General features: G+C 32.0%; 20 protein-coding genes and 1 other annotated feature. Of the genes, 1 reads left to right on the top strand and 19 read right to left on the bottom strand.

The features are described 5' to 3' along the window. The 9 genes from HSACCH_RS02500 to HSACCH_RS02460 form a co-directional block, all read right to left on the bottom strand. The gene (locus tag HSACCH_RS02500; protein WP_005487590.1) at positions 1-1,524 is read right to left on the bottom strand and encodes a tagaturonate epimerase family protein; all 1,524 of its coding nucleotides are present in this window, start codon (positions 1,522-1,524) and stop codon (positions 1-3) included. Between the two features lie 306 nt (positions 1,525-1,830). Further along, complete coding sequence (locus HSACCH_RS02495; protein WP_040477002.1) at positions 1,831-3,321, bottom strand: tripartite tricarboxylate transporter permease; 1,491 nt, start codon at positions 3,319-3,321, stop codon at positions 1,831-1,833. A 34-nt stretch (positions 3,322-3,355) separates the two neighbouring features. Further along, positions 3,356-3,832 carry a tripartite tricarboxylate transporter TctB family protein gene (locus HSACCH_RS02490; RefSeq protein ID WP_005487588.1) on the bottom strand — a complete coding sequence of 159 codons (477 nt, stop codon included), beginning with the start codon at positions 3,830-3,832 and terminating at the stop codon, positions 3,356-3,358. Positions 3,833-3,876: 44 nt separating this feature from the next. Beyond that, positions 3,877-4,329: a universal stress protein gene (locus HSACCH_RS13530; protein WP_005487587.1), complete on the bottom strand. Its 453-nt coding sequence runs from the start codon at positions 4,327-4,329 to the stop codon at positions 3,877-3,879. 177 nt (positions 4,330-4,506) lie between these two features. After that, a complete protein-coding gene (locus HSACCH_RS02480) occupies positions 4,507-5,484 on the bottom strand; it encodes a tripartite tricarboxylate transporter substrate binding protein (RefSeq protein ID WP_005487586.1) in 978 nt (325 codons plus the stop codon). Between the two features lie 71 nt (positions 5,485-5,555). Then, positions 5,556-7,550: an FAD-dependent oxidoreductase gene (locus HSACCH_RS02475; protein ID WP_005487585.1), complete on the bottom strand. Its 1,995-nt coding sequence runs from the start codon at positions 7,548-7,550 to the stop codon at positions 5,556-5,558. A gap of 1 nt (position 7,551) precedes the next feature. Further along, positions 7,552-8,331, bottom strand: coding sequence for a 3-ketoacyl-ACP reductase (locus HSACCH_RS02470; RefSeq protein WP_005487584.1), 780 nt, complete (start codon positions 8,329-8,331; stop codon positions 7,552-7,554). A 29-nt stretch (positions 8,332-8,360) separates the two neighbouring features. After that, positions 8,361-9,674, bottom strand: a complete 1,314-nt coding sequence (locus HSACCH_RS02465; RefSeq protein ID WP_005487583.1) for an oxidoreductase — start codon at positions 9,672-9,674, stop codon at positions 8,361-8,363. A gap of 281 nt (positions 9,675-9,955) precedes the next feature. Then, complete coding sequence (locus HSACCH_RS02460; RefSeq protein WP_005487582.1) at positions 9,956-10,984, bottom strand: LacI family DNA-binding transcriptional regulator; 1,029 nt, start codon at positions 10,982-10,984, stop codon at positions 9,956-9,958. A 263-nt stretch (positions 10,985-11,247) separates the two neighbouring features. Between HSACCH_RS02460 and HSACCH_RS02455 the strand changes: the two genes are divergently transcribed. Then, complete coding sequence (locus tag HSACCH_RS02455) at positions 11,248-11,403, top strand: XapX domain-containing protein (protein ID WP_005487581.1); 156 nt, start codon at positions 11,248-11,250, stop codon at positions 11,401-11,403. Positions 11,404-11,587: 184 nt separating this feature from the next. Here HSACCH_RS02455 and HSACCH_RS02450 read toward each other — a convergent pair whose 3' ends face one another. From HSACCH_RS02450 to yqeK, 10 genes are all read right to left on the bottom strand, one after another. Further along, complete coding sequence (locus HSACCH_RS02450; protein ID WP_005487580.1) at positions 11,588-12,097, bottom strand: GNAT family N-acetyltransferase; 510 nt, start codon at positions 12,095-12,097, stop codon at positions 11,588-11,590. A 10-nt stretch (positions 12,098-12,107) separates the two neighbouring features. Then, positions 12,108-13,097, bottom strand: coding sequence for an ornithine carbamoyltransferase (gene argF, locus HSACCH_RS02445; RefSeq protein WP_005487579.1), 990 nt, complete (start codon positions 13,095-13,097; stop codon positions 12,108-12,110). Between the two features lie 166 nt (positions 13,098-13,263). Further along, positions 13,264-13,472: a binding site (T-box leader), on the bottom strand. 92 nt (positions 13,473-13,564) lie between these two features. After that, complete coding sequence (locus HSACCH_RS02440; RefSeq protein ID WP_005487578.1) at positions 13,565-14,926, bottom strand: MATE family efflux transporter; 1,362 nt, start codon at positions 14,924-14,926, stop codon at positions 13,565-13,567. A 26-nt stretch (positions 14,927-14,952) separates the two neighbouring features. Further along, the gene (locus HSACCH_RS02435) at positions 14,953-15,408 is read right to left on the bottom strand and encodes a SoxR reducing system RseC family protein (protein ID WP_005487577.1); all 456 of its coding nucleotides are present in this window, start codon (positions 15,406-15,408) and stop codon (positions 14,953-14,955) included. A gap of 297 nt (positions 15,409-15,705) precedes the next feature. After that, complete coding sequence (gene feoB, locus HSACCH_RS02430; protein ID WP_005487575.1) at positions 15,706-17,568, bottom strand: ferrous iron transport protein B; 1,863 nt, start codon at positions 17,566-17,568, stop codon at positions 15,706-15,708. Continuing rightward, complete coding sequence (locus HSACCH_RS02425) at positions 17,569-17,796, bottom strand: FeoA family protein (RefSeq protein WP_005487574.1); 228 nt, start codon at positions 17,794-17,796, stop codon at positions 17,569-17,571. Between the two features lie 249 nt (positions 17,797-18,045). Further along, positions 18,046-20,541: a leucine--tRNA ligase gene (gene leuS / locus HSACCH_RS02420; protein WP_005487573.1), complete on the bottom strand. Its 2,496-nt coding sequence runs from the start codon at positions 20,539-20,541 to the stop codon at positions 18,046-18,048. A 71-nt stretch (positions 20,542-20,612) separates the two neighbouring features. After that, complete coding sequence (rsfS, locus tag HSACCH_RS02415; RefSeq protein WP_005487572.1) at positions 20,613-20,978, bottom strand: ribosome silencing factor; 366 nt, start codon at positions 20,976-20,978, stop codon at positions 20,613-20,615. Between the two features lie 26 nt (positions 20,979-21,004). Continuing rightward, entirely contained in the window at positions 21,005-22,150 is a 1,146-nt protein-coding gene (locus HSACCH_RS02410; protein ID WP_005487571.1) for an LCP family protein, read from the bottom strand. After that, positions 22,151-22,741, bottom strand: coding sequence for a bis(5'-nucleosyl)-tetraphosphatase (symmetrical) YqeK (gene yqeK, locus HSACCH_RS02405; RefSeq protein ID WP_005487570.1), 591 nt, complete (start codon positions 22,739-22,741; stop codon positions 22,151-22,153). Position 22,742: the final 1 nt, after the last annotated feature.

Below are 22,742 nucleotides of genomic sequence, written 5' to 3'. Positions count from 1 at the left end.
TTAATTTTTATAAAATCCTAGTTTATTTAAATGTCTGCCTATATGTCTTTCCAGACCACTGCGATAATCTTTATCATATTCATCCAGCAATTTATATAATCTATCTCTAAAAATATATCTTCCATCTTTTTTGTCCTGAAGTATAAAACCATAAGTTATATGCAGCAGCTGTCTAACTGCATCAATCTCTAATAATTCTCCCAGCTCCTGATCACTCATCACAGCTAGCTCTGGAACTTTAGACAGGTCAGTATTTACTTGGTAAAACTCTTTAGCTTCTTCAAATTTTTTCAACGCATAAGAATGGATCTCTCTGTATAAAGATGGGTCATTTTCAGCCACTACTCTTATCGCTTCCAGCCAATTAGTGCCAGCTGTTTTAATATGAGCTCTACCCTCAGTCTGACGGCCAATAATTGGGAAAATACTAAATTTATCACTGCCAGAATGAATACTTAATTTATAACCAAAGCGATCTGCTATATCAGCATGAATCTCAAAATCTTTTTCAAATTTCTCTAAATCACCAATATAATCTATACCTTTTTGAAATTCACCTACAAAATTTAAGGCCAGCGAATTAACTTCAATATTATTTCTTTTAAATTCATTGGCTACAAAGAAGTGAGCTTCAGGTGAAGTAGAATTTAAGCTATCAGCAATTGAGATTTCCAAATCTACATCACGAGCCGATCTTTTAATAAGATGCTGTATCTCTTTTACAAAATCTAAGATTTGATAATAACTTAAAACTATTTTTTTGAAATTAACCTTATTATATTCGAGCTGATAGCCAGAATTAAGGACAAATGTTTTATTTAAATATTTACTTTCTAAACCATCTCTCAAATAATCTGGTACTTCTGCATAAGCACTTTCAATGTCTGATTCAGCTGTCTGATCAAAATTATCATTTATATAATCTGTACAATCTAAAGTAAGCATAGTATAACCTAGATCTAAGGCTTCTTTAATCTCTGGTTTTTCTTTTAAACGGTCAGCATCTGCACCAAAGCCATTTTGATAACCTTCCTGAAAAACAGCCCAACTAACATCATCTAAGACTGATTTAAAACTTCTACCAGTTAACTTAAGTTCTTTAACTGACTGTTGAGCAAATACAGGCATAGCATTACTTTTTTTGACAGCTTCAATATGGCCTGGAGTTGCAATCCCCAATCTATCTCCCAAACCAATACTTGCTGTCTGGTTTCCAATTTTTGATGGTGCAGTAAAAGGGAAAACCTCTCTTATTATTTCTGCATTATAGTGGCTTAAAGGAGCAATTTTAGCCTTAAATCCTGCAAGTTTTTCCGTTTTCCCTTGAAAAATATCAAAGTTTTTACTCTTATTTAAAATCACCAGTTTCTTTTTCTGATCAATTTTTGCTAAAAAGTAAAATGATTTTTCTTTTTTAATAATTGAACGAGGATAAATTCTATAATCTTCTGCATATTCAGCCACTTTTTTAACGGCATCTTTAGAAGTTCCAACTAATTCTTCGGCAAAATCTTTCCAGGACATAATATTACCTCCTTAAGATTGAGAAACAATATTCAGCTAAAATGACTTTACTCTAAATTAAAATTTTATTTATAATTTAAAACAATTCTCTAATTAATAATTTCTCTAAACTTTTCTTCATTCCTTCTTTTCATTCATTTTACAAAAAATTAATTATTAAAAAATTAGATAATAAAAACAGCACAATTTATTAATTGAAATAATAAATGTGCTGTTATATAGGTTAATAATCTTTTTATGTATCATAAATTTTAAATTTAATTTTTTACTTGTTTTAGATATTTATAAAATATTTACTTTCCGCAATTAAATAATATCTGTTGATTTATCTCCTTTAATTAAATTCCAGATAAATGGTCCGAATAATAAAATCAGAGTCAAAATAAGAAAGAATAAACTAATTGGACGAGTTAAAAATGTTGACCACTGTCCATCAGCTAAAATTAATGACCTTCTTAAGTTATCTTCAAAAATAGGACCTAAAATCAAACCTAAAACTATAGGTGCTGGAGAAAAGCCAACTTTTCTTAGGAAAAAACCAATTAAACCACTAATTAATAAGATCCAGATATCAAATGTTGAATTATTAATTGCATAAGAACCAACAAGACAAAAAACCATGATTGAAGGTATTAAATATTGTTTTTTTACAGTAATTAATCTAGCAAAATATTTAGCACCGAATAATCCAAATACAAGCATAAAAATTACTGAAAGTAATAAACTTAAAAATATTGACGAAACAAAAGGCATCTGCTGCTTAAAAAGAAGTGGTCCGGGCCTTAGACCCTGCATAATTAAGCCACCCATTAAGACTGCAGTCATCGGATCTCCTGGTATACCAAGTGTCAACATCGGCATTAAAGCTCCACCAGTACTAGCATTATTAGCAGCTTCCGGTGCTGCAATACCGTCAATGACACCTGTGCCTAATAACTCCGGATTTTTGGAAAATCTTTTTTCCTGTCCATAGGCTACTAAAGCTGCAATCGAACCACCAGCTGCTGGAACTGCACCAATAATAACTCCGATAATTGAAGATCTAGTTATGGTAGGCAGTAATCTTTTAATATCAGAAAATGAAGGAATAATATCTTTTACAGCCTGATCAATTACTATTCCATGTTCTTCTTCAGAAATCTGCATTAACATTTCAGAAATTCCATAAAGACCAATCATCACAGGTATCGAGCTAACTCCTTCGATTAATTCTGCTTGCCCAAATAAAAATCTCGGAAAATTAGTAATCGGATCCATACCTATAACACCAATAACTAACCCAAGTAACCCCCCAATCAATCCTTTTAACATTGATCCAGTTGAAATAATTGCAATGATACTCAAACCAATCAGAGTAATCCCTACATACTCTTGAGCACTAAATTTCAGTGCCACACTTGCTACCATCGGGGCTGCAATTGCTAAGACAAAAACACTTAAAATACCACCAATTGCAGAAGAAACTGTAGCAATACCTATGGCTTCACCTGCTCTACCTTTTTGACAGAGAGGATAACCATCTAAACCAGTTGCTATAGCATTTGGAGTTCCTGGTATATTAATCAAGATAGCAGCTACCGAACCTCCATAAACCGCTCCTGTATATAAACCTAATAAAAAAGCAAATGATAAAGTAGCATCAATACCAAAAGTAAAAGAAATAAAAACAGCTATAGTCATTGTTGCAGTTAAACCAGGTAAGGAGCCAAAGATTATTCCTATCAAAACTCCAAATCCGGAAAACATAAACATCATTGGATTTGTAAAGAATTTAAGTCCCTCTAAATATATATCCATCGAAAATAATTCCACTTAACTTCACCTCGCATATTTAAATTAGTAGTCCACCTGTTGGAAATGGTATGTTTATAAATTCATTAAAAACTAAATAAATCACAATTGTAATAATTAAAGAAATAAATCCTAGTTTCTTAATATTTCTTTCTTCCTTTGAAAAAAGGTTATAAATCATAATAAATATAAAAATTAATGTAGCTGTTGCAAAGCCTAAATAAGTTAGTAGATATGGATAAATGATTAGCATTGCTAATGTTTTTAAAAACAACTTTAGTGATGAAGTATTTTTCCAAATTTCTACATCATCTTTACCCTTATAATCTTTAATAAAAGCAGCAATTATCAAAGCTAATGCAAGTACAGCTAATATTATTGCTAAAAGTTGAGGATAAAAACCTGCATTTAAAACCCGTGGTCTTCCTTCTCTAACCGGAAAAGTTCCAGAATAAAAATATAATGCTCCCGCAAAAATAATAAGTAGAGTGCCAAGTATTTTATCGTATTTCTTCATTATTTTCCCACCCCGTCTAATATTTAAAAATTATAACATAAAATTTATTTTACAACCAGGACTGAAGTTTTAGCATGACGAACAATTTTTTCTGTTGTACTACCCAATAATTTATCTTTTAATTTTTTACTTCCCTTATCAGCTATAACTAATAAATCAAAGTCATTTTCATCAGCATATTCAACAATGTTTTCAGCTGGATAATTACCTTCTTTAACAACTCTTTTAGTCTTTAATCCTTTTTCACCTAAAACCAATTCACACTGCCCATAAACCATACTGCAGGTTTTTAAAGCTTCTTCAGTCTCAGCTTTTTTCATTTCTAATTTTTTATTTTCTTTTTCTAATTTCTCTTTTGATGTTACTAACTTAAAATCAGGACTAACTATTGTTAAAAAAGTAACATCCCCTTTACAAAGAAGAGCCAGTTCCTGAGCTTTTTGAGCAACTTTCGAACAACTTTCCGATCCTTCAATTGCAACTAATATTTTAAGCATCTTATACAGCACCTCTCTCTTTCTAAACAAAATAAATATATTTTAAAATACTTTAAAGAAACTTTTAAAAAAGAGTTTTCCTATTATCTTATTCCACTTATTTGATATTCAATAATTTATTAATAGGAAAACCCTTATTTGTTTTTATTGATTATTTTAATAACTAAGCATCATTTTTTAATCATCAATAAATTCTACACCAAGATCATTTACTAAATAATCTAAACGTGCTTCAGCTGCGTCAACTGTTTCTTGAAATTCTTCAGCGTTTTTATAAATAGGCTGGAATCCAGCTTCAATTAAAAAGTTTTCAATTTCTGGATCTTCCATTGCCTTTTTAATCCCATCTTCTAGAACAGCAATTCTTTCTTTTGGTGTTCCTTTTGGTGCTACAAAACCACTGTAGTTACCAATTGAAAGATCGATTCCTTTTTCTTTTAAAGTAGGTACATCCGGAAAATCAGGGTGTCTCTGGTCAGCTGCAATAGCAAGCATTCTTAAATTGCCAGCTTCAACCTGGGGTGCAACATCTGGTAAAGGTATATTTGTTGAGTCAACATGGCCACCAACTAATGCTGTAATAGCTTCAGCATAACCAGGATAAGGAATATGATTTAATTCAATACCAGCTTCTTGCTCAAATACTGCTGCATAAATATGTGCACTAGCTCCTGTTCCTGAGTTAGAGTTTTTAATTTCTTTAGGATTGTTTTTAGCATATTCTATATATTCTTCAATTGTTTGCCATGGGCTATCAGCATTAACTGTAACAGTTGCAGGAATAGTAATAACCTGAGCTACCAATTCTACATTTTCCATTTCTGGATACATAGGTGAAACATATTTAGCAGAAACAGTGGACATAGAAGTAGTTCCTATTGTATAACCGTCATTTTTGGCATTTTCAATTAACATTGAACCTACTACTCCACCACCACCTGGCTTATTTTCCACAACAAAAGATTCACCATAATAATCTTCTAGCCAGTTAGTAATTGGTCTTGTTAAAACATCTGTCATACCACCAACGGACCAGGGAATAATAACTCTTACGTCTCTTTCAGGATATTCGGCAAATGAAACTCCAGAAACACTAAGTACTAAAACTAACATAAGCGCTGCTACTAAAAGTGATTTGCTTAAATTTTTTCTCATTTGATCTCCTCCATTTTTTGTTTTAAAAATTATGAAACGATTAACGAACCCTCTCTTTAATATCACCTCCTTTATTTTACAATTTCATGCTTCATATATTTGTTCCAAACATTTTCAAACCAGTTATCATCTTCAGGAATTTCTTTTACCTCTTTCCAGCTGAATTCACAACTATTTCCATTGTAAAAAGTTCTCTGTATTTTATCACGCAGTTGATCATTTTCTGCCTTAAATCTAAACTTTTCAGGTAAAGCCTCAATTGGTAGTTCTCCATCACTATCATAAATTAGATATGATCCTCTACTTATTCCACCTTTTTTTATATAATCATTTATTGCCGAAAGATAAACATATTGAGTTATTAACATATCGTAATTTTGAAAGGCTAAAGGAAGCTCTTTAATTGATTTTAATTTGCTTTCTTCTAACAAATTATCTAAATCTTTTTTGCTTTCTTTAATTCCTTTTTCAGCAGCTTCTATAGAGCGAATGTGAGCCCCATTTTTAGTCATTCGTTCACCAATTTGAGTTCTAATATCTATAATAGTTGAACTTTCATTTATGTTATTAATAAATTTTTCTCCCATAGCTATTTTCTTTTCTATTTCAGCTTTAGCTAACTCTAAAAATTTATCTAATTTTAATGGTCCATCTTGATAATTTGCAGCAATATACTGTGCGGCCCTGGTGCTTCCTACCTGACCAGAATTTAAAGCACTACCTCCAGGCCTATACACACCATGGCTGCCATTAACTTCGCCAACCGGGAAAAAGTTTTTAAGATTACTTTCCCACCAGAGATCTCCATCTAAACCACCATTATTATGCTGAGCACAAACCGCAATTTCCAAATACTCTTTAGTAATATCTATCCCATTATCTTTGTATAAGTCTATTGCAGGCTGATTCATTTTTGCAAGTCTTTGAATAGGATTTCCAAAAAGGGAATTTGAATTCTCAAGATATTGATAGCTTTCTTCTCCTAAAATAGAAAAGTCTAATTCTCCATCCTGCATTGAACCCCAGCTTGGATTCTCCATAAAATCTAACCAGACTCTTCTTCCTTTAATAACAGTTTCGTTATATACTAAAATATCGATAATTGAAGAGGCATAATCATCAACTTTTTTGGGATCAAAAGGCCACTGATAACCTTTTAGAAAAATAGCATCCAGCATTTTTCCTGGATCTTCAAAATATTCTTCTAAAAATTCTCTTTCATCATTTCCATATTGATCTGTAGAAACATATCTCGGCAGTACCTGTTGATATGTTCCAGATAAATTCCACCTGAACTTAATCGAAGCAATACCATACTGTGATTCAGTTAGATTTTTACCCATTGCTCCTGCTTCCAGCGCTATACCTGTTGCCCCGGTTTGACTACCCGGATAAACAGAAGTTGCATACATACCAGCTGGACCACCGGTGGCATAAACTATATTTTTACAATTAAATAGAGTATATCTTTTATTTTTATCTTCTAAATTATTTAAATTTAAAGCTAAAAGCCCAATTGCTTTTTCATTATTTTCATCAGTCAAAACTGAGATAACCTGATAACCATCAAATATTTTTATATTCTTATTTTTAACTTCTTTTTCGAGATTTTCTGTCATCAATTTTGAAGTTAATGGTCCGGCAGAAGTTGCTCGTTGTCTAGGATCATGATCAGTTTTATAACCCACATATTCACCATATCTATTATGAGGAAAGGGAACTCCAATATCTACTAAATGATAAAAGCTTTGGGCGGAAAGAGCTGCTTCAATCAAAGCAATATCTCCATCCATACTTCCTCCTGCATAAAAGGTTTTTGCCATTTCTAAGACCGAATCATCTTCTTTGCCTGCAAGAGTTAATTTATAATATGTCTGCTTATCAGAACCAGTGTTCCTGGAAGTCCCTTGATTTATACCTTCAGTAACTAAGGCAATATCTTTTTGACCATAATTATGTAACCTATCAGCTGCATTAAAACCTGCAGCTCCAGAACCTACTACTACTGTATTAAGATTATATACTTCTAGATCTAAATCTTTTATTTTTGTCTGTAAAGATTGCAATTTATAACCTCCTCAAATGGAAGCCACCATCAACATTAATAACTTCTGCTGTTGAAAAATCTAACATACCTGAACAGAAGACAGATACTGCTTTTGCAATATCTTCTGGATGACCCCAGCGCTTAATAGGTGTTATTCCTTCCTCAATTAATTTATCATATTTATCTTTAACTACACTTGTCATATCTGTATAAATAATACCAGGTCTAACTTCATAAACATTAATTCCATATTCCGCCAGTCTGTCAGCGTATAATTTTGTGATCATGCTTATTCCTGCTTTTGATATACAGTATTCCCCTCTATTTGGAGATGAAGTATAAGAAGATGTTGAAGCAATGTTTACAATTTTAGCTTCAATATTTAAATCACTATTTTCTTTTTCTTCTATCATTATATTTGCAATTTTTTGAGTAAAGAAAAAAGTTCCTTTCAAATTAATGTCCATAACAAAATCATAACTTTCTTCAGTTGTTTCTAATATATCTTTTCTAGATTTTGGAGCTACTCCTGCATTGTTAATCAAAAAATCAATACGCCCATATTCTTCCATGATTTTAGTGACAAATTGATTTCTATCTTGATTATTTGTTAGATCACCCTGAAAATATAATACAGGTATGTTTTTTTCTTTTATCGCATCTATGTTATCTTTAACATCATCAAAATTTAAAATATCAAAAATTGCTATTGCACAACCATCATCGGCTAATTTTTTGGCAATCCCATGTCCAATTCCTCTAGCAGCTCCTGTTACCACTGCAACTTTTTCTTTAATCATTTTAAAAACTCCCCCTTTAAAAATAATTGTTAATTATTTATTTCTTTTAAAAAAGGTACATATATTTTAGAATCTCTAACAACACAGCCACTTGCTTTATTATAGGCTTTTAAATAAGCACATTTACTGCAGCTTACGCAAACTTTTTTCTTGTCCAAGCAGTTATTTTCAATAATTGCTTGAGCAAAATCAGGATAAGCTAAGGCCAATCTTCCAAAACCGATCATATCAGCCCAGGATTTTTCGACAACTCCAGCTGCAGCATAAGCAGCATATTTTCTTAGCCAACTGAAACCAGTACCGATCACCAGGCATTTATCAACTGTTTCTGATACAAACTTTGTTAATTTGATTAATCTCTCTACTCCAACAATTGGTGGTTCATCAGTTTCCATTCCCAGTCCACTTGAATTATCATATGGTCTATTTATGTATGGCTTTAAATATGGGGTGCTTGCAGTTATATTAATAATTTTAACGCCCAAATCTTCGAGTTCTCTTATTAATCTTTTTGGTTCACTTAAATCCATATTTCCTGATTCATCAGTTCCCCAGCCATATGGATAAGCAATATCATCATAGACATTTAACCTGACAACTATATCTATCTCAACATTTGCTTTAACTTTTTTAATAGTATTTTTCAAAAGTCTTGTTCTGTTTTCATAGCTTCCTCCATAAATTCCTTTTCTTTTATGAGCTGCTAAAGCTTCTGAAAATAGATATCTGTGACAGGCTTTAATATCTACTGCATCAAAACCAGCTTCTTTTACCAATTTGGAAGCTCTTAAAAAATTATCTTCTACCTGCTCTAATTCTGCATCGGTCATTACTTCTTGATCAGGAGAAACACCTGCCGATTTATCACTTAATTCGTGGTGAAATAAAATATGATTATTGACTCCATATCTTCCCGAATGATTTAGCTGGACTGCCAAATATGGATTGTGTTCAGCTCCAAATTTATTTTTGGCTTCTTCTCTCATCATCACCGCTAGTTTTCTAAAAGAGTCCAGATTGCTTTCAGTAATTAACAGCTGTTTTTCATTTGCTCTTCCATCTTCACTTGCAGCTACAGCTTCAAGCCAAATTAAACCAGCTCCACCAGCAGCAAATCTTCTATATCTTCTTAAAGTTAACTCTCCAGGGCTTCCATCCATATTAGCATCTGTTCCTTCCATCGGATGAACAGCTAACCTGTTAGGAATTATTCGACTTCCAAGCTTAATTTCCTCTTTTAAAAAATCTAGATTTTGAATAATTGGAATATCTAAGTCCAATTCTTCTATCTTCTTTTCTAATTCTTTTAATGATTTAAATTTAAATTTATTCTTTTCTTTCATAAATTATACCTCCGCTCCATAAAATTTAGCACCTTCAATTTACAGAAAACAATTTCCATAGATATAAAAAAATCTTTTTTCATTAGTTTTTATACATTAGGAAAACAATTTCCGTATTCTCAAAAAAATTATGTTATTTTTATTATAAACAATATCTTGTGATTTGTCAAACAATTTGCCCAATTTTTTAAATTAAAATTTTATTTCTAATTTTAAATCTTGCTTGACTTCTGTTAAAAAGCTTGTCATTTCAACAACTTAAGTTTTCTAAAAATATTGATTTAAATTTTTTTTAAAGAATCTCTCATAATTAACTTGGTTTTTATATCTTTAAATTGATAATCACATTCATTATTTAATCGATTTAATAAATATTCTCCAATATTTGTTCCCAGTTGATAAATGGGAATTTCTATAGTGGTTAATGATGGATAAGAGTATTTTGCTTCAGGTAAATTATCAATTCCTACAACAGAAATTTGTTCAGGAACTTTTATATTTTGATTATTTAATTCCCACATTGCTCCTAGAGCAGTTGAATCATTAGCAGCAACAATTGCAGTTACTAAATCCATTTTTTTTGAGATTTTTAATGCTGCTTTTCTTCCACCATCAAAACTAAAATCTCCTTCAAATATTAAGTTTTCATCTAACGCAATCCCATTTTTTTCTAAAGATCTTTTAAATCCTTTTTTTCTTAAATAACTTGTATAAAGTTTTTTAGGACCATCGATGTATGCAATTTTATGATGACCATATTCAATAACCTTATCTGTTATTACTTCAATTGCCTTATCATTTCCTAAAATAATATTCTTTACATCAAAAGGGTGTGGTGTAATCCCCAATACTAATGTATTCTGATTTTTCAGCTGATCAATCATTGAACGCATTTTTTGTTCATATTCTTTATTCATTAAAGCTCCACCTGCTAAAACAATTGCATCAGCTCTATTTGCTTTCAATAAATTAAACGCGTGCAGTTCTTTTTCAACACTGCGGCTTGTATTATAGATATTTACTATATATTCATGACCAGAAATAAATTCTTCAATTCCTTTTACCATTTGAGCAAAATATGAATCACAAATATCATGGACTATAACTCCAATGATATTAGATCTGTCACTTTTAAGTCCCTGTGCAATTCTATTCGGAGAAAAATTTAATTTTTCAATTGCAGCTTCAACTTTCTCTGCAGTATCTTTACTTACAGGGTGGTCACTGTTATTTATCACTCTAGAGACTGTTGTCGGAGAGCACTCTGCTAGTTTAGCTACATCTTTGATAGTAATTTCTTTATTTGACATGATAATCCCCTTCCAACTTATTATCAATATTAAAATAATTCTAACATAAAATTACAGGGCTTTCAATAAATAAGGAAAACGTTTTTTTAAGCAATTGATTTTATTAGTTAATATCTAATTACTTTTGTGAAGTAAATTATATCTTAAAAATTAATAAATTGTATAATTTTTTTGACAAAACAATTAAATTATAATAAAATAATACTGTTGGTTGTCTGACGTCTAACCAAAATATTATTTATAAAATTAAAGGAGAATCAATTATGAATCAAGCTATTTTAGCATCAATTTCTGGTTTAATTGTTGGAGGTCTGTTTTCATTTCTAAATTTGCCGATACCTGCTCCTCCTACACTGTCTGGTGTTATGGGAATTGTAGGAATTTATTTAGGCTTTGTAATAACTAACTCAATTTTTTAAGTAATAGGTCTTCAGTTGAATTATCAGCTAGAAGACTTTTTATCAAAATATTATAATTTATATAATAAATTTTGTATACTAATTTTTTAAACCCCACTCAATTTAGAGTGGGGTTTTTAGTTCTCCATTCTTAAATAATTGGCTTTTATTAAAAATGAAGATTGTCGAGGGAATTTCGACAAATTTATATAATTGTTTTTATCCAAAGACCTCTTTCATAACCTTTTTTGTTATCTGTTTCTAAACAATTAAATCCCAGTCCCTGATAAAAACAAACTAATTTTTTATTTTCTAAGGAAGAATAAAGCTGGAGATAATGAGCATTTTCTTCTTTTAATTTTTCTACTGCTTCTTGAAAAATCATAGTCCCTAGACCCTGATTTTGATAAGAAGGAGCAACTGCAAATCTTTTCAATAAATACCTTTTATCTCTGATTTCTTCTAATCTTAAAGAAGCAATAATTTTATCCCCATCATTTAAGACCATTACTATGTTATTTTCTAAATCTGCTTTAATATCTTCTAAATGCTCTCTAAGAGCAGAGTTAATAACTTTCTTTTTATTTTTCTTATCTTTATTTTTAACCGCATAATCTGCAAAAGCCTGCTGCATTAAATTTTGTATTGCTTCTGCATCTGAGAAAGTAGCCTGCCTACAATCATATTTAATGTTTTCATTCACTGCTGCAATCATTTAACCACCCCTATAATGTAGCTGTCATAACAGCTTTAATTGTGTGCATTCTATTTTCAGCTTGATCAAAAACCTTAGAATAATTACTTTCAAACACTTCTTCTGTAACTTCCATTTCTTCTAAACCAAATTTTTCGTATATTTTTTTAGCGTTTTCAGTTTCAATATTGTGATATGCTGGTAAACAGTGTAAAAATATCACATCAGGATTTTCTGTCATTTTTAGCATCTCCATATTAACCTGATAGGGCGTTAATAATTTTATTCTTTTTTCAAATTGAGACTCTTCTCCCATTGAAACCCAAACATCTGTATAAATTGCATCTGCTGCTTTAACTCCTTTATTAATCTCAGAAGTTAAATTAATTTCACTCCCAGATTCTTGACCAAGTTCCCTGCACTCTTTAAATAGGGATTCCTCAGGCCAGAGTTCTTCTGGTGCAACAATAGTATAATTTACTCCTATAATTGCTGAACCTATCATCAGAGAATTCGCCATATTGTTGCGCCCATCACCTGCATAAACCAGATTTAATCCCTCTAATTGGCCAAAGTTCTCTTTTAAAATTAAAAAATCAGCCAGGATTTGAGTTGGGTGGTAAAGATCAGTCAAACCATTCCAAACAGGTACCCCGGCATATTCTCCCAAAATCTCAACTGTTTTATGTGCATAACCTCTAAATTCTATCCCATCAAACATTCTGCCTAAAACTCTTGCAGTATCTGCAACAGTCTCTTTTTTTCCTAATTGAATATCATTTTTGCCAAGATATTCAGGCATTCCCCCTTCATCTTTTGCTGCAACCGCAAAAGCACATCTGGTTCTGGTAGATGGTTTTTCAAAAATCAGAGCAATATTTTTCCCTGCTAGACAGTCCCCTTTAATTCCAGCTCTTTTTTTTGCTTTTAAATCTTCTGCTAAAGTTAATAAATAATCAATTTCTACTTTTGAGAAATCTTTTAATGTTAAAAAGTTTCTCCCCTTTAAATTATAAGCCATAATTATCTCCTCCTTGAATACTCAACGGCTTTTTAAAATTTTTTTCAAATTTTAATTCTAATTAGTAAAATTACTTTAATAATTTAAAACACTAAAATCAATGGTTAAAAAAACTATTAGTTATTAAAATCTATCTGAAACTAAAAAATCCCCGCACTCTTATCGTATAAGAGACGAGGAACTACCCGTGTTACCACTCTAGTTGCCAGTTAATACTGACCACTCTATAACTTAACGCGTCTAACGTCTCTATCTACTTTTTTTCAATAGAGATTCTCCTGAGTGCGTTTCAAAATAATTTACATATCGGACTTTCAGCTGTTCCGACTTGCTTTAATATAATATTATTTTTACTCTCTCATTCAATGAATTTAATTATATAATTATAAATCTTATTTTTTATTATTATATAGCTGTTGTTATAAAATTGCAAGTTTTATTTAAAAGTAAAAATATTCTGACAACATCTAAACATCTATTAACTTCCAATTTCCCTTTTTAAACCTATAAATTACATAACCACCTCTCACTAACCAATCAACCACCATTGCACTCCAAGCTCCAACCAAGCCTAAGCCTAATGGATGAACTAAAATATATCCCAAAAACAATCTAAAGATCCAGGTTGAAAGTGCAGTAGAATAAAAGACAGCCTTAGTGTCACCAGCACCACGCAAAGCACCGGCAAAAATGAATTGAGTTCCCATTGGAATTTGAGCTAAGGCAATTATCCGCAAATTCAAGGCAGCTTTAGAAATAATTTCTTGGTCAGTGGTATATAATCCAATTAACTGTTCCGGAAAAATTAAAAATATTAAAGCCATAAATCCCATAATTAAGGATCCAATTTTCCAGGCTTCAAAAGTTCCTTTTTCTGCTCCCCTGGGGTTTTTTGCTCCCAAATTTTGACCAACAATTGTTGTAGCAGCAACAGCTATTCCAAAACCAGGCATATATGAAATTGATTCTGCATTCAAAGAAATTTGATGAGCAGCAAAAGATGTAGTTCCCAGTGAAGCGATAACTCTGACAAATAAAAGTTGGGCCAAGCGTCTTACTGATTCTTCCATTGCAGTTGGAATCCCTACTTTTAAAACTCTTTTAGTCAAATCAATATCAAATTTAAAAAACCCTTTCAGCTTCATCTTCAAAACACTATAGTCTGTAAAAGTAAGAGTTAATAAGATGATACCACCAATAGATCTTGATAAAGTAGTGGCTAAAGCTGCTCCATTAACACCTAGACGAGGAAAACCAAAATTACCAAATATAAGAAGATAATTTCCCAAAACATTTAAGATATTGACTAAAATATTAACCTTCAGTGGGGTTTTAGTTTCTCCAGCCCCTCTTAAAGCCGAGGTGACAATAAAAGCTAAAACCATAAAAATAAAGCCAGGTGTCATAACTCTTAAATATCCTGTTCCTAATTTAATTACTTCAGCCTCTCCCCCCATAAAAGCTAATAAGTTTGGGGCAAAAAGATAAAAAATGGCGCCAAAAATCACTGAGAATATTATTGACATTAGCACAGACTGCTGCAAAACAGAAGCAGCTTTTTTATTTTGATCTGAACCGATAAATCTTGAAACTAAGGCAGTAGTACCTACTCCAAGAGCTGACGCTAAGGCAGTAGAAAAAAATACTGGCTGCATTGTTAAACCAATTGCAGCCACAGCAGAAGCACCCAACCTACCGACCATCATCATATCGACAATATGAGTAATCGTTGCCAGTGATTGTTCAGCAATTACCGGCCAGGCAAGTTTAAATATTACTTTTTTAGTAGAGCTATCTTCATTTATAATTGATTTATTATCTGCTGCCACCTGATCACCTTCATTATCTATTAAAATTAATTATCATAATAAATTCCATTATGAGTTACTACTCTTGTTATTTCTGGATGAAAACTACTTCTTGCACCAGCTTTTTTATCAAAAAATCTTAAAAATAAAAATGATAAAAAGAATGAAATAATTGAACCAATAATACCAGCTATTTCGCCGTTGTTAATAAATGGTGACAACCAACTGCTGCCCACAAAATAACCAGCAATAATTGCAATTAAAGGTAAGAGATATACTACAAAAGCTGAAAAAAGAACTGGCCTGGTTCCCATTTCTAATTCAACCATACTACCAACCTCAGCTCCAATTGGATCATTAACTAAAACTTCCATTTCCTCCATCTCATGTGAATCTTCTGCAAGCATACATTTTTCATCACAGTGACTGCAGGCAGAAACCCTAATAATTTGTACCAGACTTTGACCATCTTCTTTTTTTATTACTCTGGCCTTTTCTTTCATTTTTAATCACTCTTTCCTTATATAAAAATTAATAACTTAAAATTATTCTTAGTTAATTTTAACAAATACTCAAGCTAAAATAAAGAGCACTTATTACATTCAGAACACTTTTTAAATAAATAACTGTTACAGCGAGGACATTTAATTGACTTAAATTCTTTCATAGTATAACCACAAGTAGGACAGACAATTTCCTTCTCTTTCTTGTCCTCAATCTTGATTTCACAATTATCCATCCTCAGCACCTTCTTTCTTGAGTTAATAAATTTGATTAAAACTCAGTCGCTAAATGGAAATTTAAAAAATTAGTAAGTTTACAATTCCACCAGTAATAAATGCCGTAATCCAACTTCCAAACCAAATATAAACAGCTTCTTTGAAGTTTCTTTCTTTAACCATAATCATCATTGCTGCAATACAGGGAACAAATAATGTTAAGGTAATTAAAGAAATTGTTACTTCTGCAGATGTTAATGAGATAGCAGTAAGTCCTGCTGCTCCAAAATCGCGTCTGATAATTCCCATTACAAAAGCAGTTGCTGTTTCTGCTGGAAGACCAAGCCAATTTACAGTCACTGGTTCTGCAGCTTTTGTAATTAAAGCAAGTAAACCTGTTTTTTGCATCACAGTAATTAAAGCTGCACCTATCACAAAAATAGGTCCTGCTTCTTTAACAAAAGCTACTGTTTGCTGATAAGTCTTATTAAAAACATTTTTAATATCAGGTAATCTGATTGGCGGTAAATCAATTAATAAGTCACTGGACTCACCTGGCAAAACTTTATTTAAAAAAGTACCGGCAAGTACATAAACAGCAAAAATAGTAAAAACATATACTAATATATAAAAGACTTCAAGTTGTGAAATTAAACCGGCAATAACTCCTAATTGAGCTGAACAGGGTATTGCAAGGCCTAAAAGAAAAATAGCGATAATTCTTTCTCTTTTTGTTCCCAACAACCTTGTTGTAATTGTAGCCATAGTTACACAGCCAAAACCCAATAACATTGGTATAATTGCCCGCCCATTAAGACCAATTTTCTGGAGTAAACGATCCATCAATACAGCAATCCTGGGTAAATAGCCCGAATCCTCTAAAATAGATAGCAAAAAGTAAAAACCAGCTACTAACGGTAACAGTAAACCAAAAATATAAGTTACTGCCATTGTTAAGATTCCATATTCACCTGCTAATATTTCTCCAAAGAAATTTTCTAAACCAATAGAATTAGCAATTATCTCTCGTATCATTGGCTCATAAAGACCTGCAAATAAATAACCTTCTGTAAATTCTACAACTGTCTGAGCAACAAATACTCCAATAAATTGATAAATTATATATAAAAGTACCAACAGCATTGGAATCGCGGTTACTGGTTTTAACATATACGAACCTATTTTTCTAGCAAACTGACTTGAATTTTCATCATAACTTAATACATTATCAGTTATTTGATCAACTCTTTGACGACGTGCTGTATAAATTTCCTCTCTTAAATCAGGAATCTCATTAAGATCTTTATATTTACAGCGAATATTTTCATCTTCTTCTAAAAGCATCAGAGCATCAGCAGCATTTTTGCTTTCAGATTTAATTTTTTCAAATTCCTTTTCTAATTCAGAATTAAAAGTAAAAATATCATTTCCGGTAACTGCTTTTTCTATAGAATTTTTGAGATGATCAAGGCCTCTATTTTTTGCAGCTGTTGTAGGAATAACTGGAACTCCAAGTTCTTTTTCTAGAGCAATTAAATCAATAGAAATATTATTTTTTTCTACTTCATCCATCATATTTAAGGCAACTATTATTTTCTTATCCAAATCTATCAACTGTTGTGTTAAAAACAAGTCGCGTTCTAAATGACTTGCATCGACAACATTAATTATAATATCTGCAGACATAATAAAATCCCTGGCTACTCTTTCCTCATCATTTATGGATCCGACTCCATAAACACCTGGGGTATCAAAAACAGCTGCATCACCCATGGTGCCGCTGCTAATATCAAGGGTAGTCCCGGGATAATTGGAAACACTGACATAAATTCCAGTAAGATAATTAAAAAATATTGATTTTCCTACATTAGGATTCCCTGCCAGTACAATTTTTTTATCAGCCTGCAGTTCTTTATCTAAATCAATTCGACTGCAGTCGGTCAATTATATCATTCCTTTTTTCTTAACACTTATTTTTTCAGCAGTCCTACGGCCAATGGCTATTTCCTGTAAGTTTTTCTTTAATATTACCGGACCACCAGGCATTGATCCTGCACATTCTATTTCTGATCCTTCACTGATTCCAAAACGCAAGGCCTGCAAGCGAGTATTTTTATCCTCAATTTTATCTATAATAAATTTATTTCCATGCTTCATATCAACTAGAGTCACTATATTTTACCTCCTGCTGTATTAATAAATTTTTAATTAATTATCTTATATAATCATTATACTGAAAACGATTTTCAAAGTCAACAGCTTTTATTAAATATTAGTAAATTAATCAAGTTAATAAGTAATCATTCTTGATAAATAAAAAACTCCTGACAAATTTTATATAAAATGCCAGGAGTTGTATATTATTAACTTATTCTTTACTATTGAAACCCAATAAGTTTTATTTTAAATATCTAATTATTATTACTGTATAACTAGATTAACTAATTTTTTGGGAATATAGATTGTTTTAATTAAGTTTCCATCTTCAAGATAAGATTGAATTTTTTCTTCTTCCATAACCTGCTCTTTCACTTCTGCTTCTGAAGCATCTGCAGCAATGTTAATTTTATCTCTTACCTTACCGTTAACCTGAATTACAATAGTAATTTCATCTTTTTTTAGTGCTTCTTCCTTATATTCAGGCCACTGAGCTGAATGAACATTTTCAGCATGTCCTAAATAATCCCAGAGTTCTTCAGTGATAAAAGGAGCGAATGGAGCTAATAATAAGATAATCTTTTCAGCTACTTCTTTAATTAAAGCAGTATTGGTATCTTCAACACTGCGATCATTTAAGTATGAATAAACCTCATTTGTTAATTCCATAATTGCACTAATTGCAGTATTGAAATTTAATCTTTTTCCAACATCCTCACTCACTTTTTTAATGCTGGCATGCATTGTCCGATAAAGTGTTTTCCCATCTTTATCCAGAGTATCTGCTTTAAGCTCAGTTTCAGCATTATTAATCAGTTCAAGGTTTTCAGTCACAAAACGCCAGACTCGGTTTAAGAAACGATCTGCACCTTCTACACCTTTGTCACTCCACTCTAAATCTTTTTCTGGAGGTGAAGCAAAAAGAATAAATAAACGTGCTGTATCTGCACCATACTCATCTAAAATATCTTTAGGGTCAACTACATTGCCCTTAGATTTTGACATCTTGGCACCATCTTTAAGTACCATTCCCTGGGCTAACCAGTTAGTAAAGGGTTCAACATAATCTGTCATATCCATATCGTGAACCACTTTGGTAAAGAAACGAGCATATAACAAATGCAGTATAGCATGCTCAATTCCACCTATATACTGGTCAACAGGGAACCACTGATCTAAACTATCTTTAGTAAATGGTGTTTCCTCATTTTTAGAATCTGCATAACGCATAAAATACCAGGAAGAATCTACAAAAGTATCCATGGTGTCAGTTTCTCTTTTGGCCGGTCCTCCACACTCGGGACAGGTCGTATTAACAAAGCTGTCCACTTTTTTAAGTGGGGATTCGCCAGTTGGAGAAAATTCTACATCATGTGGAAGTTCAACAGGTAAATCTTTTTCAGGTACTGCTACAGCTCCGCAGTCATCACAATAAACAATTGGTATTGGAGCTCCCCAGTAACGCTGACGAGAAATCAACCAATCGCGCAGACGATAATTAGTTTCTACTTTAACAAAACCTGCTTCAGAAAAATCTTCTGCCATTTTATCAAAGGCTTCTTCTACATTTAAACCATTATATTTACCAGAGTTAATTAAATATCCTTCTCCGGCATAAGCTGCTTCCATTTCTGAACCAACCAGTTCTTCTTCTTGATCCTCTGGCTGAATTACAGCTGTAATTTCAATATCATATTTTCTGGCAAAATCAAAGTCACGTTGATCATGAGCAGGTACAGCCATAATTGCTCCAGTACCATAACCCATTAACACGTAATTTGCTATATAAACAGGAATTTTTTCTCCATTAACAGGGTTTTCAGCATAAGCGCCTGTAAAAATACCAAGCTTTTCTGTTTCTGCTGAAGTTCTTTCCTGCTCTTTCTGTTTTTTTACCTTTTTAATAAATGCTTCTACTTCCTCTTCTTTTTCAGTTCCAGCTGTTAACTCAGACACATATGGATGCTCCGGAGCTAAAACCATGTAAGTGGCGCCAAAAAGTGTATCGGGTCTTGTTGTAAAAACTTCTAATTCTTTATCCAGTTTGGGTAGTTCAAAATTAACTCTACAACCTTCACTGCGGCCAATCCAGTTTTTCTGCATAGTCTTAACTTTTTCGGGCCAACCTTCTAAAAGCTCATGATCATCTAAAAGCCTTTCAGCATAATCAGTTATCTTTAAAAACCACTGTTCTAAGTCTCGGTGATCAACTTCAGTCCCACAGCGCTCACAAGCATCATTAACTACCTGCTCATTTGCCAGGACTGTCTCACAGCTTGGACACCAGTTAACAGTTGATTCTTTTCTATAAGCTAAATCATCATTAAACATTTGAGTAAAAAACCACTGAGTCCACTTATAATAATCCTTTGCTGCTGTAGTTACTTCTCGATCCCAATCATAGCTTAAGCCCATTGCTTTCATCTGTTCTTTCATATGAGCAATGTTTTCCCAGGTCCACTCTTTAGGATGAATATTGCCATGTTTAATTGCCGCATTTTCTGCAGGCAGTCCAAAGGCGTCCCAGCCCATTGGGTGTAAAACATTATAACCCTTCATTCTTTTATAACGAGCAATAACATCACCAATAGAATAAACTCTTACATGCCCCATATGTAAATTTCCTGATGGATAAGGGAACATTTCTAAAACATAATAATTTTCTTTTTCGGGATCATCACCTGTTTTATGTAAATTTGAGTCTTCCCAATTTTTAAGCCATTTTTCCTCTACTTCTTGAAACGGATAATAGTCCTGCAAAGATCTTCACTCTCCTCATTTAATTAAAATTTATATATTATTTATTTCTAAATTATACTCTAATACTTTTACTACTCGTTGTTTTCATCTGTTCGCAGAATTTTTTCAGCATCTGACCATAACCTTTCGAGATCATAATACTCTCTTTCTCTTTTATGAAAAACATGAACAATTATATCAGCATAGTCAATTAAAACCCATTTCGCATCATTCATTCCAGCCATTTTTTTGGGCTCAATTCCTTTTTCAGACAATTTCTCATCGATTGCTCTGGCAATAGCTCTTACCTGCTGATCAGAGTTAGCACTACAGATCACAAAATAATCTGCTATGACAGTTAAACCCTGGACATTTAAAATTTCTATCTCTTCTGCTTTTTTATCATCAGCTGCATCAGCAGCAAGTAAAGCAATATCTTTAATACTTAAATCTGACATTAATAAATTCCTCCTTATACAGACTTTTAATAGCCTGCTCCAACTATAACTTTAATATTTTTATTTTCTTCATTGTTCTCAACATATTTAATTTTTCCAGCCAATAATTCAGCAATTTGGGCAGCTGTTTTTTTATCATCTTTATTATGATATTCAATAATAGATTGTTCATACTCATAATTAGCTGCATTACCTATATCATCAATTTGAAAGCCATATTTTTTAAGCAGTTCGGCTGTATTTGAAGCAGCACCAGACTCTCCTACACCATTTAATACAGTTAGCTGATAATTTTTGTTTTGGATATATGATTTATTCCTTACCAGATTATCCACCATTATATCAGCTTCTTTTAAATCTGGAACCCAGTAACTAATACCATTTATATATTTAGGCTCACCAGGCAGCATTTTAGTCTCAATTTGATTTAAATTAATTTCTTTTGCTGTATTTAAAAACGGCGTAATATCCTTAACTGGAATATTAGTATTAATCGCATCATTAACTTCTTTAATAATACCTGGAATTTTAGTAATAATAGTAGGCGATAACACTTTAGCAAAAACCGCATCTACAAATTTCTGCTGCCTTTCTATTCTTCCAATATCGCCTCTTTCATCACGATAACGGACATATTGCAGCGCTTCTTTTCCATTTAAATTTTGCTGACCAGCTGGAATATTTATATACAAACCACCAGCTTTATCAACATAATTCAAATGCTCATTGACATTTACATTTACTCCACCTAGACGATCAATAATTCTCTCAAAACCTTTAAAATCGGTTTCTAAATAGTAGTCGATATCAACCTCAAGCATATCTTCTATAGTTTCCTGTGTTAATTCAATTCCACCATAAACATGAGAAGAATTTAGTTTAGTAAATTTTCTTTTTTGAGAGTTGATATAAGTATCTCTTGGTAAAAAAATCAAGCCAGCTTCATTCGTATCTACATTGATACTTATTAGAATAATTGTATCAGCTCTGGACGGTCCATTTACATCTGCGTCATAACCGACAGCAAGAATATTGACTTTATTATCTTCAAAAGGCCCTTCTGATGAAATTTGGCTTAGCTCATCATTCCACAAAAATGCCATAGTGACACCGATAATGACTAAAAATATAATTAAGGATATATATTTCCAGTCAGTTAATTTTTCTAACATTTATTGATCACTTCTCTTTAATAGTTTATTTCGTAAATCATTTGAATAAGGATGGATAAAATTATCCTGTTCAAGCTGATATTTAATTATATTTGTTGTAATTAAATATAATCCTAATTCAAAATCTCTTTCTATTTTTTTTCTGATTTTATTTAAAGTTGAAAATTGTCTATCTTCTGAAATGAAGTCAGCAGCATAAATAACCTGAGCTATCTTCCCCATTTCAGGGTGGCCCAGGGTGTGGTAACGTATTGCTTCTAAAACTTCCGGATCTTCTACCCCAAATTCTTTTTCTGCAATTACAGCTCCTGCTGGAGCATGAAGTATAGGAACAATTGCAGCTTCCATCTCATCAACAGTCCACTGAGAATTTTTTAGAAGCGACTTAAGTTCTTCTGCGCTTTTAGACTTAGCAATATCATGTAATAAAGCAGCTGTTTTAACTTTCTTTTGATTAAGATTTAAATTTTTTGCTAATTTCGAAGCTGCCTCAAGCACATATAGGGTGTGTTTATATCTCTTTTTACCTAATCTTTTTTTTATTTTCTCTAAATCAACTTCTACTAAAAAATCTTCCTTAGCTACTAACATT

This window comes from Halanaerobium saccharolyticum subsp. saccharolyticum DSM 6643 (genome assembly GCF_000350165.1).
GTDB lineage: Bacteria > Bacillota > Halanaerobiia > Halanaerobiales > Halanaerobiaceae > Halanaerobium > Halanaerobium saccharolyticum.
This window is presented reverse-complemented; position numbering and strand designations above follow the sequence as displayed.

Bases quoted from the DNA above. Each gene is read 5' to 3' on its own strand.
- yqeK (WP_005487570.1), bottom strand. From the start codon at position 22,741: ATGTTAGTAGCTAAGGAAGATTTTTTAGTAGAAGTTGATTTAGAGAAA.
- HSACCH_RS02450 (WP_005487580.1), bottom strand. From the start codon at position 12,097: ATGATTGCAGCAGTGAATGAAAACATTAAATATGATTGTAGGCAGGCT.
- argF (WP_005487579.1), bottom strand. From the start codon at position 13,097: ATGGCTTATAATTTAAAGGGGAGAAACTTTTTAACATTAAAAGATTTC.
- HSACCH_RS02455 (WP_005487581.1), top strand. From the start codon at position 11,248: ATGAATCAAGCTATTTTAGCATCAATTTCTGGTTTAATTGTTGGAGGT.
- rsfS (WP_005487572.1), bottom strand. From the start codon at position 20,978: ATGTCAGATTTAAGTATTAAAGATATTGCTTTACTTGCTGCTGATGCA.
- HSACCH_RS02495 (WP_040477002.1), bottom strand. From the start codon at position 3,321: ATGGATATATATTTAGAGGGACTTAAATTCTTTACAAATCCAATGATG.
- HSACCH_RS02465 (WP_005487583.1), bottom strand. From the start codon at position 9,674: ATGAAAGAAAAGAATAAATTTAAATTTAAATCATTAAAAGAATTAGAA.
- HSACCH_RS02490 (WP_005487588.1), bottom strand. From the start codon at position 3,832: ATGAAGAAATACGATAAAATACTTGGCACTCTACTTATTATTTTTGCG.
- HSACCH_RS02500 (WP_005487590.1), bottom strand. From the start codon at position 1,524: ATGTCCTGGAAAGATTTTGCCGAAGAATTAGTTGGAACTTCTAAAGAT.
- HSACCH_RS02435 (WP_005487577.1), bottom strand. From the start codon at position 15,408: ATGAAAGAAAAGGCCAGAGTAATAAAAAAAGAAGATGGTCAAAGTCTG.
- HSACCH_RS02410 (WP_005487571.1), bottom strand. From the start codon at position 22,150: ATGTTAGAAAAATTAACTGACTGGAAATATATATCCTTAATTATATTT.
- HSACCH_RS13530 (WP_005487587.1), bottom strand. From the start codon at position 4,329: ATGCTTAAAATATTAGTTGCAATTGAAGGATCGGAAAGTTGTTCGAAA.
- HSACCH_RS02460 (WP_005487582.1), bottom strand. From the start codon at position 10,984: ATGTCAAATAAAGAAATTACTATCAAAGATGTAGCTAAACTAGCAGAG.
- HSACCH_RS02470 (WP_005487584.1), bottom strand. From the start codon at position 8,331: ATGATTAAAGAAAAAGTTGCAGTGGTAACAGGAGCTGCTAGAGGAATT.
- HSACCH_RS02480 (WP_005487586.1), bottom strand. From the start codon at position 5,484: ATGAGAAAAAATTTAAGCAAATCACTTTTAGTAGCAGCGCTTATGTTA.